Genomic DNA, 15,227 nt, shown 5'->3' with positions numbered 1-15,227 from the left:
GTCCTTGAAGGACTTCTTTACGCCGGCAGGTTTACCAGCAGCGCCGCGATCGTTTGCCTCCTGCTTGCCTCGCCTAAAACCTGTTCAAGCCTTGTTCTTGTTGTAGACGTCGAAGATCACGGCGCCGAGCAGCACCAGGCCTTTGACCACCTGCTGCCAGTCGACATTGACGCCCATGATCGACATGCCGTTGTTCATCACGCCCATGATGAAACCGCCGACAACCGCGCCGATGACCTGACCGACACCGCCCATCGCCGAGGCGCCGCCGATGAACACGGCCGCAATCACGTCGAGCTCGCTGCCGAGGCCGGCCGCCGGCACAGCTTGTCCCAGCCGCGCCGCTATGATCAGGCCGCCAAGCGCAGACAGCACGCCCATATTGACGAACACCATCAGCGTGAGCCGCTCTGTCTTGATACCCGACAGCTGCGCCGCCTTGGCGTTGCCGCCCATTGCATAGATGCGGCGGCCGATGGTCATGCGCTTGGTGACGAAGACGAACAGCGAGATCAGCACGCCCATGACGAGCAGCACCACCGGCAGGCCCCTGTAGCTGGCGAACTGGTAGACCAGGAACAGTGCCAGCGCGCTGCCAACCAGCGTCTTGATGACGAACAGGGGAAAGGGCTCGGCCTCATAGCCATGGCGTTCGCGTTTGCGTCGTGTGCTCAGCCCGAAATAGGCGTAGGCCAGCACAGCGATCAGGCCTAGCACGATCGTCGTCATGTGCAGCGTCAGTCCGCTGCCTATGATGGTCTTGCCGGCCGCGTTCACCGTCGGCGGGATAAGCGTCAGTGGCCCGATGACATCCGGGATAAAGCCGGAGCTGAGCGCCTTGAAGCCGTCGGGAAGCGGTCCCACCGAGGATCCTCCGCCCAGCAGCGCCTGGCAGATGCCGCGGAAGATCAGCATGCCGGCCAGCGTGACGATAAAGCTCGGTATTCGGTGATAGGCGATCCAGTAGCCTTGCGCCGCGCCGATCGCGCCACCCACGATGAGGCAGATGATCGACACCACCAGCGGATTGCTCAATGGGCCGAGCGGCCAGATGACCATCATCATCGCTGCCAGTGCGCCGATGAAGCCGGCGACGGAGCCGACGCTGAGATCGATGTGGCCGGAGACGATCACCAGCAGCATGCCCAGCGCCATCACGATGATGAACGAGTTCTGCTGCACCAGATTGCTGAGGTTCACCGGCTTGAACAGCGTTCCGGAGGTGGTGAACTGGAAGAACACCATGATGGCGATCAGCGCCAGTATCAGGCCGTATTCGCGCAGGTTCGTCGTCAGCGCCGAGACGGCGATACGGGGGCGCTGCTGCACGTCTTCGGCAACGCTGCTCTGCGGGGCGGGGGCGCTTTCTGTACTCATGCTGCTTTTCCTTCTCCCCGAACGATGGCGCGCATTATTTTTTCTTGGCTGGCGTCCACCGCGGGCATTTCGCCGACGATGCGGCCTTCATTCATGACGTAGATGCGGTCGGTGATGCCGAGCAGTTCTGGCATTTCCGACGAGATGACCACGATCGCCTTACCTTCGGCGGCGAGGCGGGCGATGATCGTGTAGATTTCATATTTGGCGCCGACATCGATACCGCGCGTCGGCTCGTCGAGAATCAGCACTTCCGGGTCGGCGAACAGCCATTTCGACAGGACCACCTTCTGCTGGTTGCCGCCGGAAAGATTGCCGGTCATCTGATAGACGCTGGAAGCGCGGATATTGGTCTTCCCGCGATAGTCGTTGGCGACGGAGAGCTCGCCCAGGTCATCGATCACGCCATGGCGCGACACGCCGCCGAGATTGGCCAGAGTGATGTTGTGCTTGATATGGTCGATGAGGTTGAGACCGAAGGTCTTGCGGTCCTCGGTGACGTAGGCAATGCCGTGTTCGACTGCCCTGCTCACCGAGGAAACATCGATCGGCTTGCCCTTGAGCAGCACTTCGCCGGTGATATGGCGGCCATAGGAGCGGCCGAACAAGCTCATCGCGAATTCAGTGCGGCCGGCGCCCATCAATCCGGCAATGCCGACCACTTCGCCCTTGCGCACATTGATGTCGATGCCCTTGATCACCTGCCGGTCGGCGTGGAGCGGATGATAGACCGACCAGTTTTTCACTTCGAACACGACCTCGCCGATGTCAGGCTCGCGCGGCGGATAGCGGTCGTCGAGCGAGCGGCCGACCATCGAGGTGATGATGCGGTCTTCCGAGATGTCCTTCTTGGCCAGCGTCTCGATGGTACGCCCGTCGCGGATGACGGTGACCTTGTCGGCGACCCGGTTCACCTCGTTGAGCTTGTGCGAGATCAGGATCGAGGTCATGCCTTGCCGTTTGAATTCGAGCAGAAGGTCAAGCAGCGCCTGGCTATCCTTTTCGCTGAGCGATGCCGTCGGCTCGTCGAGGATCAGCAGCTTGACTTCCTTGCTCAGCGCCTTGGCGATCTCGACCAGCTGCTGCTTGCCGACACCGATATTGGTGATCAGCGTCTTGGGGTCCTCCTTGAGGCCCACTTTCTTCAACAGGGCGCTGGTGCGCGCCTCGTTGGCATTCCAGTCGATGACGCCGTATCTGGCGTGCTCGTTGCCGAGGAAAATGTTTTCGGCGATCGACAGCATCGGCACCAGGGCAAGCTCCTGGTGGATGATGACGATGCCCTTGTGTTCACTGTCGTGGATGCCTTTGAAGTGGCATTCCTGGGCGTTGAAGATGATCTGGCCGTCATAGGTGCCTGTGGGATAGACGCCCGACAGCACCTTCATCAGCGTCGACTTGCCGGCGCCGTTCTCGCCGACCACGGCGTGGATTTCGCCTTCCTCGACGCTGAGGTTGACATTCGACAACGCCTTCACGCCGGGGAACGTCTTGGTGATGTCGCGCATCTCCAAAATCGTCGAGACCATGGGGACTACCGCTCCTTGAGAGGTCGGCAAACACTGCCGGCGAGGTCGGTGAACAATACCGGGCTCGCTGGTTAACGAAAAGGGGCCCTGCGTTGCGCAGGACCCCTGACTTTGTAACCGGGGTTACTTCAGTTCGTCGGCCTTGATGTAGCCGGAGTCGACGACCAGTGCCTGGTAGTTCGACTTGTCGACGTCATGCGGCGTCAAGAGGATCGAGGGGACGACCTTGACGTCGTTGTTGTAGGTCTTTTCATCAAGCCCGTCCGGCTTGCCGCCCGAGAGCACCTTGTCGACGAGCTGGACGGTGGCCTTGGCCAGTTCACGGGTGTCCTTGAACACGGTCGAGTACTGCTCGCCCGAGATGATCAGCTTGACCGAGGCGGTCTCGGCATCCTGGCCGGTCACAACAGGCCAGGGCTGTGCGTCCGTGCCGTAGCCGACAGCGCGCAGCGAGGCGGTGATGCCGCGCGACAGGCCGTCATAGGGCGACAGAACGCCATCGACGCGGCTGCCATCCGAATAGTTGGCCGACAGCAGGTTGTCCATGCGCGCCTGGGCGGTGGCGGCGAGCCAGCGCAGCGTGCCGACCTTGTCCATGCCGGTCTGGCCGGACTTGATCTTGATCGAACCATCGTCGATCAGCGGCTGCAGGACGGATATCGCACCGTTGTAGAAGAAGAAGGCATTGTTATCGTCCGGCGAGCCGCCGAACAGTTCGACGTTCCACGGCTTGGTGTTCGGGAAACGCTCCTTGAGGCCCTTGACCAGCGAATTCGCCTGGATGACGCCGACGCCGAAATTGTCGAAGGTGGTGTAGTAGTCGACATTGCCGGTCTTCTTGATCAGGCGGTCGTAAGCAACGACGACGACGCCCGCATCAGCGGCCTTCTGCAGCGCATCCGACAGGGTGGTGCCGTCGATCGAGGCGATGATCAGCGCCTTCGGCCCCTTGGTGATCTCGTTTTCCAACTGGCTGAGCTGGTTGGGGATATCGTCCTGTGCGTACTGCAGGTCGACAGTGTAGCCGAGAGCCTCGAGCTGGGACTTGACGGCGTCGCCGTCGTTGATCCAGCGCTGCGAGGTCTTGGTCGGCATCAGCACGCCGACAAGACCTTTATCGGCTGCATGCGCCGAGTAGGTCATGGCAGCGATGCCAAGGGCCGCGACGGCGGCCAGTGTCTTGATGATTTTCACTATAACTCTCCCTGGTTGATGGACGCGGCACCCCGGGGGTCGCGGGCCGCGCAATCGTGCAGAAGTGCCAAAGCACTGCTGCCGTCATATGGATCTCCGGTATCCTCCCATGGCCCCGAGGCGCTGATTTCAATCGATACGATTTTTCTCGTCATCGACCGTCACGTCTCGGAACGCGCGAAGGGTGTGATCCTTTGCCATAACTGTCAAATGCGATCTTTGATGGTTGCTATATCACATTTGGTATGCACTAAGAGGCGAGATCGACCGGCGCGTTCTCTGGCGACGGTAAGGGCAAGTAGGGGAAACGCAATGCCTGCGCTGCGGAATTCTGGTTCAGGTTCAAACCGTTACAAAGAAAAACCGGGCGATGGCGAAACGCTTCTGCGCAGCGGTCTCAGTCTACGTCACATGCGAATGATCGTCGCGCTCGACGACCATGGCCGGGTCAGCGCGGCGGCCCAGGTGATGAACATTTCGCAGCCGGCGGCCTCGCGCATGATCGGCGAGATGGAGGCGGTGCTGGAGGTCAAGCTGTGCGAGAGACTGCCGCGCGGCATAACCTTGACGCCCTACGGCAAAGCTTTGGCCAGGCGCGCGCGGTCGATCCTGCTGGAGATGCGCGAGGTCGATCGCGAGATTTCCGAGCTCAAGGCGGGCAAGGGGGGGGCGGTGTTCCTGGGTGCCGTTACGGCGCCGGCGATCGAGCTGGCGGTGCCGGCAATTCGCGAAATCCGCCGCATCTATCCGCGCATCGAGATCACCATGCAGGTCGAAACCTCCAACGTGCTGGCGCGCGAGCTGATCGCCACGCGCCATGATTTCATCATCGCGCGCATCCCCGATGATCTCAACCCGCGGCTGTTCGAGTCGCGCGTCATAGGCGTCGAGAAGGCTTGCCTGATCGTGCGCCGGGGCCATCCGCTCACCAAGGGCGAGCCGGTGCGGCTGGAAGACACCGCCGCCTATGATTGGGTTTTCCAGTCGGGCGGCTCGCCCTTGCGCCAGGCGATGGAGAGCAATTTCCTCAACCGCAACATCGCCTTGCCGGATCGCATCCTCAACACCAGCTCACTGCTCTTGACCCTGGTCATGGTTGCGCAGTCCGATGCCATTGCGCCGGTATCGATCCAGGTGGCGAAGTTCATCCAGAATCCCGATGGGCTGGCCGGTGCCATCGATGTCGTCCAAACGGAATTCGACATTGAGGTCAGGCCCTACAGTCTGATCACTGTGAGGAACCGCGCGCTGTCGCCAGCCGCCAAGATGCTACATGATTTCATTCTGAGAGAGGTGGGATGACAGAAGAAGCTGGAGCGGGTAGCGGGAATCGAACCCGCGCGTTCAGCTTGGGAAGCTGACAAGCTACCATTACATCATACCCGCGCGCGTTCTGGTTATCATGACGGCACAGGCTCGGGCAACCGCAAAGCCGCCCGAACCTAGGCCAATCGCGTCAGACTGAGTGTCGACATCGGCAAGGTGAAAATTAGCCCGAAGCGATTGCCGTGCGCTCGAACCCAACATCTGAATATCTCTGCCGATCCGGTAGCGCTCAGGCTGGCGGATTACTCGTCGTCACCGCTATCGTCGCCACCGCCGTCATCCCCACCGCCGTCGTCCCCGCCACCGGAATCATCGTCGCCGGAACTGTCGTCGGCGGCATCGCCATCGTCGCCGCCGTCAGAATTGTCTTCCGCGGCGGGAGCATCGGTGTCGTCGGTTCCGGAAGCCTCTGCCTGATCGCTCGGCTCCGTCGCCGAATCGCTCGCGCCGTCAGTTGTCGCGTCCGCTTTGCTGTCCGCGCTTTCGTCGGTAGCCTCGCTGTTGGCCTCGGAGGTGAATTCCTCGGAAGAGGCGGTCGCCTCCACCGTCGTCTCGGATGATTCGTAGGTGGCAGTCATCTCCTGGCTATATTCGCTGTAGAACTCCGAATAGCTGAAGGCAGTTGCGACGGACCAGCTTGTCCACGTTGCGACAGTGACGACATCGACGGCGGTTTCGTAGCTGCTAAGCGTGATCGTGCCGTTGGAGTTGTAGGACTTGCCATCGCGATAGCAGTCGAATCGGAAGTCGGATTTGCCTGCTTTGGCCCAATGGTAGACCACCGTATCGACATCGATCGGCTTGTAGATCTTGTGGCCGTGGACCTTGGCAATCACATCGCCCGGCTTGATGCCTTGCTTTTCGCCGGTGCCACCAGGCTTCACCGACAGCACAAGGACGCCGTGGGCGTGTGGCTTGAGTTTGAACTCCTTGCGTACAGTGCCATTGATTGGCAGCAGGACCGCTTCGATCGCCCTGGAAATATAAGGCTTGGGCAGCTTGACATCGCCGTTGAGCGCGTATGCGTTTGTCGAATAGGAAATCGGAATTGCTGCCAGATGCAGCGCCCAGGCCAGACTGAAAACGGCCCTGGAAAATTTTCCGACCCGTCGCTTTAACATAAACATAATTGACGTCATCCCCTGTGGGATGCCAGCCCTCCAGCATCACCAGCCGGCAGCGATAGCATGAATTAGCCAGGCATGAAGTTAACGCCGACGACTTTCCCGGACTATTTCTCTGATTTTTTCTGACGATCAGTGCAGGCCGGATGCCAAGGTTCGAATGCTGGCGAAGCCGGTTCGCGCCGGCACGCGGCAGGATCAGGCGCCGGGCAGGTAGATCACCGCGTAATCGTCCGCATAGGCCCGGTTCCAGCCCAGCTGGTCGAAGAAGGGAATACGGCTGTCGCCGGTCGACAGCAGTGCCCAGCCTATCGCGTATTTCTTCAGCCGGGCCTCGAGGAGCGGCTTGCCGTCGCTGTGTCCCGTTTCGTCATCGGTTTTTGTGAATCCGCCCAGGAACAGTTGGTCCGTCCGTCCGTCGATATAGGTCTTGATGCCGTGGAAAATCAGCGTGCCGCCGAAATTGTAGGAATTCAGCACGTTGCCGGACAGATGGTGGCCTTCTGCGAAGGCCAGCGCGCCGCTGGCCGACGTCTTCGGGCTCGGCGCGACCTGATAGGCACTGCTGAGCAGGCCGATCCCGCCGATCGTTAAGACGGCCGCCGCACCGCAGATCCCGTAGAACCGCCTTGCGAGGAATGTTTCCAGTCTGTCGCGCATTTCCACCAGCCATGCGGTGGCTGAAAGAGAGGGATATTGCTGCGCGACATCGACCGCGATCACCAGGGGAACCAGCAGGAAGAACAGATACATGAAACGCACATGGGCGAGATAGACATGCAAGGTGAAGACGACGAACAACGCCTTGGCCCAGCCAATCCGCAACCGTGACACCAGAAGCCCGAAAAGCGCCAGCAGTATCGCAACTTCCTGGACGGGGCTGTCCGGCTGGCTGAACGGTTTCCATTCCATGATCAGCGGCACCGCCTCGTTGCCGTAGGCGACGGTGAGCGTGGCTAGGATGGCTTTCACGCCGTAGGGATGCATCAGGCTGACCAGTGGGCAAAGCAGGCCGAATGCGATCCATTTCGCCAGGAGGGCCGGTTTTGACAGGCCCGTGCGCGCCAGCAGATCGAGACCGGCGAAAGCCGCGATGACGAAGCTCAAGGTGAAGGTGGCGTGCAGGTTCGCCCACAACACGACCAGCACGAGCAGCCACCAGGGCGGCGCCCGTTCTTCCCGTGCCGCACGAAAGAGCATCTCCGTCCAGATGACGATGATCGGGAAAGTGAAGACATGCGGGCGCGCCGTGAAGATCGGGTTGATCAGGAACACCACGGCGAAGGCCAGTGTAATCGCCAGGATCGGCTTCAGCCACGCGCTGAGAAACCACCCCATCAGGAAAACCGTCAGGGAAATCGAGGTGATGATAAGGGTGACCACCCCGTTCCAGCCTCCTGCCCGGTAGGCAAGAGCCAGCAGGATCTGCCCCAGCCATTCCTTGGCAATCCATGGCTGGCCGGCAAACGTGTAGGAATAAGGGTCGACCATCGGAAATGTCCGGTTTGCCAGGAAATCCAGCCCGACCTTGACGTGCCACCAACTGTCGGGATCCTGCAGGGTGGCACCGGCCTGGGCAGCCAGGGCCCCCGCCATCGCCAAGGCCGCGAGCAGGCAGAAGACCAGCCGGGTGCGCTGTGCGTCCTCGATTGACGGCGTGGCCAGCAAGATTGCCTTGGTCTGGTTCATGTCGCAGCTCCAGGCCATTTTGCGTTCTTTCCGGTCAAGGGATCGGGATCATCCGCGCTGCCGACGAACACGAAACGGGCCGAGCCGACATAGAAGATGACTGAGTAAAGGCAGTTTCCCGCCAGATGGACCAACGGGTTTTCGATGTAGCCGGCAGACATGGCGGTGACCACGACGCCCAGGTTGGCACCGTAGGCGATAAGGAAGGTGATCGCGTATCGCACGACCGCGCCTGGGCGAAAGCGACCGGCACGGCTGAATGTCCATTGGCTGTTGAGGAAGAAACCGAGGGTGAGGCCGGCGGCATAGCCCGCCGCGTTGGAGGCGACATCGCCGAAGCCGAGCGCCAGCCCAGCCAGGATGAGCGTATATCCGAGCGCCGTGTTAAGGAGCCCGATGGCACCAAATCGCAGCATCCGCGAGAAATCACACGGAAAAGCCGATCGCATCCTGCCCATGCCGTTCCCGCTGCGCCCGGTCGAACTCCGCCTCAAGCACGTGCGGCCCTCTTTGCCATCTCCTGCAAGCGATGGACGGGCAGTTCCCCGTCCTCGGCTGCCTGGCTGCGCGAAACGACCTCGTTGACGAAGTAGAGCGGCCTCCGCTTTGTCTCCATGTACATGCGCCCGAGATACTCGCCGAAGATGCCAAGCACCATGAGCTGGACGCTGCCGAGGATCAGCATGATCGCGGCAAGGCTGGTCCAGCCGGGCAGCACGTTTCCGACCGACCATTCCAACAGCGTGTAGCCGAGCACGAACAGACCCAGAAGCCCGAACATCATTCCGAGCAGCGAGGCGAACCGCAGGGGCGCGATGGAAAAGCTGGTCATCGCGTCGATCGCCAGAAGAACCATTTTCTTCAGGGGATAGTGGGTGGTGCCGGCAAAGCGCCGGTGCCGCTCATAGGGGAAAGCCACCTGTTTCAGCCCGATCCAGCTCACCATGCCGCGAATGAACCTGTAGCGCTCGGGCATCGCGTTCAGATGGTCGAGCGCGCGGCGGCTCATCAGCCGGAAATCCCCGGAATTCGGGGCTATGTCGACGTCGACCATGCGGCGCAGCAAGCGATAGAATATCGAAGCGGAGGTGAGCTTGAACCAGCTTTCCCCGTCACGGCTCAGCCTCTGGCCGTAAACGACATCGAAGCCTTCGTTCATCTTCGCCATCATCGCGCCGAGCAATTCAGGCGGATCCTGCAGGTCGGCATCGAGAATGAGAATGCGCTGGCCGCGGCAGAATTCGAGCCCCGCGCTCAACGCGATCTGGTGGCCGTAGTTCCGGGCAAGGTCGATGGCGACGACGTGGTCGTCCTTTTCGGCCAGCTTGAAAATAGCATCGCGCGAGCCGTCGGTGGCGCCATCGATAACAAGGACGATCTCATACGAGGAGCCCTGTTCCAGGCATGCCGCCGTCACCCGTCGATGAAGTTCGGCCACCCCGTCCAGCTCATTATAGCATGGGACCACAACCGACAGCATGACGCCGCGTCGCGCGGTGTTTTTCTGCGTCTCCACCAAAGGCCTTGCTCCCGCTATTCGATTGGGAATAGCGGCAATTGGTTAGAAAACAGATAAGCCAGCGGGATCGGACGCGGCCGTCGGCCGGCCGCCACGCCTTGGCACTGCTTGCGGCCACGCCAATGCCTCGCTCGAGGTGTTCGCCATCCGCAAAACTGCCGGCTTGAAGCCGGCAAGCCAAGTGCGTATGTCTGGCCGACGCCCTCGAGTCTGGGTACCTCAATCTGGAGACGGGCCTTGTCCGCACTGACACGCTTTCTCGGCGACTCGCCGCTCAAGGTGATCCTGAAACTGCTGGTCGTGTCGTTCCTTGTCGGCCTGGTCATGAATGCCTTCGGCTGGTCGCCGATGGATGTGTTCTACGGCATCCGGAAGTTCTTCATCGACCTGTGGAATCTTGGCTTCCACGCCATCGACCGCTTCTTCGGCTACATCCTGCTCGGTGCGGCGGTCGTCGTGCCGGCCTTCATCCTGCTGAGGCTTGCCAACTATCGGAAGTAGCTACCGGGCATAGTCCGACGCCACCTCGAACAGGATGGCGTGCCTCGCCGCCAGTGCGGGCACGTCCATGGAATAGCCGCCGCCGATGACGCCGCAGACGGGAATGCCCAGCGCGCGAAAATGGCGGATGACCATATCGTCGCGCGCGCGCAGCCCGTCATCCGATAGCGACAGCCTGCCAAGCCGGTCTTCGGCATGGACGTCGACGCCAGCATTGTAGAAGACGATGTCCCAATGCGCTTTGGCGGACAGTTCCGGCAGGGTGGCGGCGAGCCTTTCCATGTAAGCGGCGTCACCCGTGCTATCGGGCAGCGCGACATCGAGGTCGGAGGCGACCTTGCGCACAGGGTAGTTGCGGTCGCCATGCATGGAAAAGGTGAACACGCGCGGATCATTAGCGAGAATATCCGCAGTGCCGTCACCCTGATGCACGTCGAGATCGACCACCAGGATGTTTGTGGCGGCGCCTTCGGCGAGCAAGACCAGCGATGCGACGGCGACATCGTTGAAGGTGCAAAAGCCCGCACCTTGCGCATGCCGCGCATGATGACTACCGCCGGCGGTGTTGCAGGCGATCCCGTGGCGCAGGGCGAGCCGCGCCGCCAGCACCGTGCCGCCGGTGGCAAGCTGCGCGCGCAGCGAGACACGAGGCCCGATCGGAAAACCAATCTCGCGTTCGATCTTCTCGGGCACGGAGCAACTGATGACCTGGTCGACATAGTCGGCCGCATGAGCAAGCTTCAGCCATGACGCCGGCGCGGGTTCCGCGGAGTTGAGCGCGTCGGGCCCGGCCAGACCGCGTGCGCGCAGTGCCTCCATCAGCAGCGGGTATTTGCTCATCGGAAAGCGATGGTTGACCGCGAAGCCGGCGTCGTAGTCGGGGTGATGGACGATCTGCAAAGGCATGAACTGGATCCGGCAGGCTCGCGCCAGACCGGGAAATTCGGTTGGCCTTCGCGGGAAGAGTGATTGCGCGATGCCGGGAAAATGGGGCACACCGGCGGTTCGATCAAGCAGCAATCAGCAAGGCAGCAATCCTTGGACAAGGGTGTAACCCCAGCCGACGCCAGATACTTTGTCGTCACCAACCGTTCCGTGCTGGCCATCGCGGTGCCGATGACGCTTGCCTATCTGACGACGCCGATGCTCGGCCTGGTCGACACAGCTGTTGTCGGACAGTTCGGCGACGCCGCCTTGCTCGGCGGCCTGGCGGCCGGCGCGCTCATCTTCGACGTCGTCTTCACCACTTTCAATTTCCTGCGCTCGGGCACCACCGGTCTCGTCGCCCAGGCGTTCGGGCGCGGCGATGCGCTGGAGGAACAGGCGGTTTTCTGGCGCGCCGTGCTGATCGCGGTTGTCGCCGGCATCGTGCTCGCGGCACTTGCGCCCCTGGTCGCCATCGCCGGGCAGAAGTTCATGGGCGCCGAACCGCGCGTCAGCGAGGCGATGGGCGTCTACATCAGGATCAGGCTGCTCGCCGCACCCTTCTCACTGATCAACTATGCCGTTCTCGGTTATGTGCTGGGGCGCGGCGAGGGCGGACTCGGTTTGATGCTGCAATTGGTGCTGAACGGCATCAACATCGCGCTCTGCTTCCTGCTCGGCCTGGAACTAGGCTGGGGCGTCGTCGGCGTCGCCTGGGCGACCGTGACCGGTGAGTTCCTTGCCATGCTGCTCGGCCTGGCGATCGTCATCCGCCGGTTCCGGGCGGCCCCGCCCTTGCCGCGCCATCGCCTGCTCGACATGGCTGCCTTTGTGCGCATGCTGTCGCTCAACCGCGACATCATGATCCGCTCATTCTCGCTGCTCGCCGCCTTCGCGCTGTTCACCCGCCAAGGCGCGCAGTTCGGTACGGTGACGCTGGCCGCCAACGCCGTACTGATGAATTTCTTTCTCGTTGCCGGCTACTTTCTCGATGGCTTTGCCACCGCCGCCGAACAGCTGGCCGGTCGTGCCGTCGGCGCGCGTGCCGCTGCGCCCTTCCGCGAGGCGGTGCGGCTGACCCTGTTCTGGGGGTTCGGGCTGGCGGGTGCCGCGACGCTGGTGCTGCTGTTTGGCGGCGCCGGTCTGGTCGCTCTTGTGACGACATCGGAGGAAGTCCGTTCGATGGCCGACATCTACCTGCCGTGGGCGGCATTCACCGCGCTGAGCGGTGTGCTGGCGTTCCAAATGGATGGCGTGTTCATTGGCGCGACCTGGTCGCGCGACATGCGCAACATGATGCTGCTGTCGTTCCTCGTTTTCGCGGCCGCGCTGCTGACTCTTGCGCCAGCCTTCGGCAACAATGGACTTTGGGCGGCGTTGCACGTTTTCCTGCTCGCACGCGGCTTCAGCCTGCTGACGATCCTGCGGCTCAGGGTGCGAACCGCGTTTTAGACAGTGCCCCCGGAAGGGCCTGCGCCGTCCAGAGCTCCGAACCCCAGGTCAGCAATGGCCTGGCGGCAGCCAGTTCGGCGGTGTCGGCAACTTTTGTGCCGGTAGCTTTTTGCGATAGGAATTTTTTCTTGATTTCGTGCCCTCAGCTATGGTACATATTCGTCCATGGTGCTGATTTGCGCCAGTGACCCGCCGCTCAGGCGGGTTTTTCGTTTAATGCTCCGTCAGCCTACGCGCCGGCGAAGGCTCCGAAGGAACCCGTTAACCCGAATTCGTTGCCCTGCTGCGCCGTCGGGTGAACTTGCACTTCCAGTCGACTTCCAACAGACTTGATGCACCAATTGTTCCAGGGTGAGCTTATGCGAAGCTACCTGCCATATGTCTTGGGCGCGGCGCTGGGATTGCTCGCTGCGTTCATTCTCTCCGCGGTTTCTGGCATCGGAGGAACCGCACAGTTGCTTCTCTTCGGGGTTTTGCCTGCCATCGGCGGCAGCACCATCTGCGAGCGGGCCGTCAGTCGCAATCTACGCTCCTGAGAGCAGTTCAGAGTTGCTTGGACGCCCAGAAGTCGAGGCGGCTGTCGCGCAACTCGCAAATCGACTTCAGCCGTTCTTTTTCGACGAAACGGACCATTCCGGCGACGATCCGGCCCGGCAGTGCCGGCCCGGCGTAGATCATGCTGGTGTAGAGCTGGACGAGATCGGCGCCAGCCCGGATCTTTTCCAGTGCCGTGTCGGTGGAATCGACGCCGCCGACACCGATGATGGCAAGCTCCGGCCCGAGCAGTTTGCGCATCCTGGCCAGAACGATGGTCGAGCGATCGAACAAGGGCTTGCCCGAGAGCCCGCCGGTCTCACGCGCGGCGTTGCCGCTGCGCAGCGCCGGCCGGGAGATTGTGGTGTTGGAGACGATGACACCGTCGATCCGTTTCTCGGTGACCTCGGCGGCGATGTCCTCCAACTCCGCCTCGAGCAGATCCGGGGCGATCTTGAGGAACACCGGCGGCTGAGCTGTTGCCGCGGCGCGCGCTGCCATGACCCGCGACAAGAGCTCACCAAGCTGCTCGCGCGCCTGCATATTGCGCAGGCCCGGCGTGTTGGGCGAGGAGATGTTGACGGTGAGATAGCTGGCGTATCGCGCGAAACGGGCAACGCCGCGCTCATAGTCACTGACGCGGTCGGTGCTGTCCTTGTTGGCGCCGATGTTGACGCCGACAATGCCAGGGCGACCCTTGCGGGCGGCAAGGCGCTTTTCGGCCGCTGCATGGCCTTCATTGTTGAAGCCCAGCCGGTTGATCACCGCGTCGTCGGCCGTCAGCCGGAAGATGCGCGGCTTCGGGTTGCCGGCCTGTGGCAGTGGCGTGACCGTGCCGACCTCGGCAAAGCCGAAGCCGAGGCCAAGCAGCGCGTCGGGTACTTCGGCGTTCTTGTCGTAGCCGGCGGCCATGCCAAGCGGGTTGGGAAAATCGAGCCCGCAAAGGCTGACCGTCAGCCGCGCATCGCGTGTCGTCCGTCCCCCGACCGGCAGGCCGCATCGCAGCGCCGTGATTGACAGGCCATGCGCGGTTTCCGGATCGAAGGCGAACAGCAGCCTCTGGCCGAGCCGGTCGAGCATGCTCATTGCCCCTCCAGTGCCGGGAACTGGTGCACGCCGTCTGCGCCAAGCGGCAGCGGTCGCACCCACAGCACGGCGTTGAGGTCGAGCGGACCATAAAGATGCGGAAACAGCGCGCCTCCGCGCGAGACCTCGTATTTCAAAGCAGCACCCAGGCTAGCGCCGTCGATGGCGACCAGCAGAAGGTCGGTCTGGCCGGCAAAGTGCCTTGCCGCCGTTTCCTTGACCTGCGCTGCCGTGGAAAAATGGATGAAGCCGTCGGCGACATCGATCGGCGCGCCGGTGAAGCGGCCGTTTGTTTCGGCCTCGCGCCAAGGCGCTTGCGGGGTTATCTTGTAGATAATTTGAGACATGGTTGCGCTATAGTCCGAACCAGCCACGCGGGAAAGGCCACGCCAAGGGTCTTCCCCATTTCCGGCGCAAACATGCGATATTTCAGGCCTTGGCCATGGAGGACAACATGCGTCTGCAGCACATCTTGATCCCCGCCGCGCTCGTTTCGCTGGTCGCGGCTTCAGCTTATTCGGAAGAAACCGACCGCTACCGGCTGGAAAAGTCTGATAACGGCTATGTCCGCATGGATACCCAGACCGGCGCCATGTCGATCTGCGAGGAACAGTCCGGCCAGCTCGTCTGCAAGGTGGCGGCCGACGAGCGCGCCGCCTTTCAGGACGAGGTCGACCGCTTGCAGACCTCGATGAAGGCGATGGACGAGCGCGTCACCAAGCTCGAGAATTCGCTCTCCGCCCGCCTCGAATCGAAACTGCCGAGCGAAGAGGATTTCAACAAGACGATGAGCTACATGGAGCGGTTCCTGCGTGGCTTCATGGGCATCGTCAAGGATATGGACAAGGACGACGGCGCCCAGCTCAACTCGCAGAAGACTTGAGGGCTCCAACGAGGGAAAACGCGGCGCGCTGGCTTTGCCGCTTGAAAACAGCGCGCCGCCCCTCATAATCGTCCAACTGATCCCGGAAA

The 15,227-nt window shown here is 61.9% G+C and carries 14 protein-coding genes and 1 tRNA gene; 4 read left to right on the top strand and 11 right to left on the bottom strand.

Annotated elements, in window-relative coordinates:
• Positions 1-84 precede the first annotated feature (84 nt).
• The 3 genes from mmsB to chvE all read right to left on the bottom strand — a co-directional run bounded on the left by mmsB (position 85) and on the right by chvE (position 4,100).
• Complete coding sequence (gene mmsB, locus NKJ89_RS07865; protein WP_023758038.1) at positions 85-1,377, bottom strand: multiple monosaccharide ABC transporter permease; 1,293 nt, start codon at positions 1,375-1,377, stop codon at positions 85-87.
• Positions 1,374-2,906: a multiple monosaccharide ABC transporter ATP-binding protein gene (gene mmsA, locus NKJ89_RS07860; RefSeq protein WP_352601322.1), complete on the bottom strand. Its 1,533-nt coding sequence runs from the start codon at positions 2,904-2,906 to the stop codon at positions 1,374-1,376. The genes mmsB and mmsA overlap by 4 nt, the downstream gene beginning before the upstream one ends.
• Before the next feature lie 123 nt (positions 2,907-3,029).
• On the bottom strand, positions 3,030-4,100 hold the full coding sequence (chvE, locus tag NKJ89_RS07855) for a multiple monosaccharide ABC transporter substrate-binding protein (protein WP_352601320.1): 1,071 nt from the start codon (positions 4,098-4,100) through the stop codon (positions 3,030-3,032).
• Positions 4,101-4,412: 312 nt separating this feature from the next.
• On the opposite strand from chvE, the gene NKJ89_RS07850 reads away from it, so the two are divergent.
• The gene (locus NKJ89_RS07850; RefSeq protein WP_352601318.1) at positions 4,413-5,402 is read left to right on the top strand and encodes a LysR family transcriptional regulator; all 990 of its coding nucleotides are present in this window, start codon (positions 4,413-4,415) and stop codon (positions 5,400-5,402) included.
• Between the two features lie 10 nt (positions 5,403-5,412).
• On the opposite strand, the gene NKJ89_RS07845 is transcribed toward NKJ89_RS07850, so the two are convergent.
• The 5 genes from NKJ89_RS07845 to NKJ89_RS07825 form a co-directional block, all read right to left on the bottom strand.
• Positions 5,413-5,486, bottom strand: a tRNA-Gly gene (locus tag NKJ89_RS07845).
• Between the two features lie 182 nt (positions 5,487-5,668).
• Complete coding sequence (locus NKJ89_RS07840; RefSeq protein ID WP_352601316.1) at positions 5,669-6,553, bottom strand: PDZ domain-containing protein; 885 nt, start codon at positions 6,551-6,553, stop codon at positions 5,669-5,671.
• 195 nt (positions 6,554-6,748) lie between these two features.
• Positions 6,749-8,239 carry a hypothetical protein gene (locus NKJ89_RS07835; protein WP_352601314.1) on the bottom strand — a complete coding sequence of 497 codons (1,491 nt, stop codon included), beginning with the start codon at positions 8,237-8,239 and terminating at the stop codon, positions 6,749-6,751.
• Positions 8,236-8,655, bottom strand: coding sequence for a GtrA family protein (locus NKJ89_RS07830; protein WP_352601312.1), 420 nt, complete (start codon positions 8,653-8,655; stop codon positions 8,236-8,238). The genes NKJ89_RS07835 and NKJ89_RS07830 overlap by 4 nt, the downstream gene beginning before the upstream one ends.
• 74 nt (positions 8,656-8,729) lie before the next feature.
• Positions 8,730-9,719: a glycosyltransferase family 2 protein gene (locus NKJ89_RS07825; RefSeq protein ID WP_352601513.1), complete on the bottom strand. Its 990-nt coding sequence runs from the start codon at positions 9,717-9,719 to the stop codon at positions 8,730-8,732.
• A gap of 276 nt (positions 9,720-9,995) precedes the next feature.
• Between NKJ89_RS07825 and NKJ89_RS07820 the strand changes: the two genes are divergently transcribed.
• On the top strand, positions 9,996-10,259 hold the full coding sequence (locus tag NKJ89_RS07820) for a DUF6460 domain-containing protein (RefSeq protein ID WP_352601310.1): 264 nt from the start codon (positions 9,996-9,998) through the stop codon (positions 10,257-10,259).
• Here the strand turns inward: NKJ89_RS07820 and NKJ89_RS07815 are convergent, their stop codons facing one another.
• Complete coding sequence (locus tag NKJ89_RS07815) at positions 10,260-11,165, bottom strand: histone deacetylase family protein (protein WP_352601308.1); 906 nt, start codon at positions 11,163-11,165, stop codon at positions 10,260-10,262. It lies immediately after the preceding gene.
• 132 nt (positions 11,166-11,297) lie between these two features.
• Between NKJ89_RS07815 and NKJ89_RS07810 the strand changes: the two genes are divergently transcribed.
• Positions 11,298-12,635, top strand: a complete 1,338-nt coding sequence (locus NKJ89_RS07810) for an MATE family efflux transporter (RefSeq protein ID WP_352601511.1) — start codon at positions 11,298-11,300, stop codon at positions 12,633-12,635.
• A 543-nt stretch (positions 12,636-13,178) separates the two neighbouring features.
• On the opposite strand, the gene NKJ89_RS07805 is transcribed toward NKJ89_RS07810, so the two are convergent.
• Both NKJ89_RS07805 and NKJ89_RS07800 read right to left on the bottom strand, forming a co-directional pair.
• Complete coding sequence (locus NKJ89_RS07805) at positions 13,179-14,255, bottom strand: quinone-dependent dihydroorotate dehydrogenase (RefSeq protein WP_352601306.1); 1,077 nt, start codon at positions 14,253-14,255, stop codon at positions 13,179-13,181.
• On the bottom strand, positions 14,252-14,602 hold the full coding sequence (locus NKJ89_RS07800) for a DUF952 domain-containing protein (protein WP_352601304.1): 351 nt from the start codon (positions 14,600-14,602) through the stop codon (positions 14,252-14,254). The genes NKJ89_RS07805 and NKJ89_RS07800 overlap by 4 nt, the downstream gene beginning before the upstream one ends.
• Before the next feature lie 107 nt (positions 14,603-14,709).
• On the opposite strand from NKJ89_RS07800, the gene NKJ89_RS07795 reads away from it, so the two are divergent.
• Entirely contained in the window at positions 14,710-15,138 is a 429-nt protein-coding gene (locus NKJ89_RS07795) for a hypothetical protein (RefSeq protein WP_352601302.1), read from the top strand.
• Positions 15,139-15,227 lie beyond the last annotated feature (89 nt).

Origin of the sequence: Mesorhizobium sp. M0047 (genome assembly GCF_040323315.1) — a bacterium.
In the GTDB taxonomy this organism is placed as follows: domain Bacteria; phylum Pseudomonadota; class Alphaproteobacteria; order Rhizobiales; family Rhizobiaceae; genus Mesorhizobium.
This window is presented reverse-complemented; position numbering and strand designations above follow the sequence as displayed.

Excerpts from the sequence above, each read along its gene's own strand:
- NKJ89_RS07850 (WP_352601318.1), top strand. The coding sequence starts at position 4,413 with ATGCCTGCGCTGCGGAATTCTGGTTCAGGTTCAAACCGTTACAAAGAA.
- NKJ89_RS07840 (WP_352601316.1), bottom strand. The coding sequence starts at position 6,553 with ATGTTTATGTTAAAGCGACGGGTCGGAAAATTTTCCAGGGCCGTTTTC.
- NKJ89_RS07835 (WP_352601314.1), bottom strand. The coding sequence starts at position 8,239 with ATGAACCAGACCAAGGCAATCTTGCTGGCCACGCCGTCAATCGAGGAC.
- mmsA (WP_352601322.1), bottom strand. The coding sequence starts at position 2,906 with ATGGTCTCGACGATTTTGGAGATGCGCGACATCACCAAGACGTTCCCC.
- mmsB (WP_023758038.1), bottom strand. The coding sequence starts at position 1,377 with ATGAGTACAGAAAGCGCCCCCGCCCCGCAGAGCAGCGTTGCCGAAGAC.
- NKJ89_RS07800 (WP_352601304.1), bottom strand. The coding sequence starts at position 14,602 with ATGTCTCAAATTATCTACAAGATAACCCCGCAAGCGCCTTGGCGCGAG.
- NKJ89_RS07825 (WP_352601513.1), bottom strand. The coding sequence starts at position 9,719 with ATGCTGTCGGTTGTGGTCCCATGCTATAATGAGCTGGACGGGGTGGCC.
- NKJ89_RS07805 (WP_352601306.1), bottom strand. The coding sequence starts at position 14,255 with ATGAGCATGCTCGACCGGCTCGGCCAGAGGCTGCTGTTCGCCTTCGAT.
- NKJ89_RS07815 (WP_352601308.1), bottom strand. The coding sequence starts at position 11,165 with ATGCCTTTGCAGATCGTCCATCACCCCGACTACGACGCCGGCTTCGCG.
- NKJ89_RS07830 (WP_352601312.1), bottom strand. The coding sequence starts at position 8,655 with ATGCTGCGATTTGGTGCCATCGGGCTCCTTAACACGGCGCTCGGATAT.
- NKJ89_RS07795 (WP_352601302.1), top strand. The coding sequence starts at position 14,710 with ATGCGTCTGCAGCACATCTTGATCCCCGCCGCGCTCGTTTCGCTGGTC.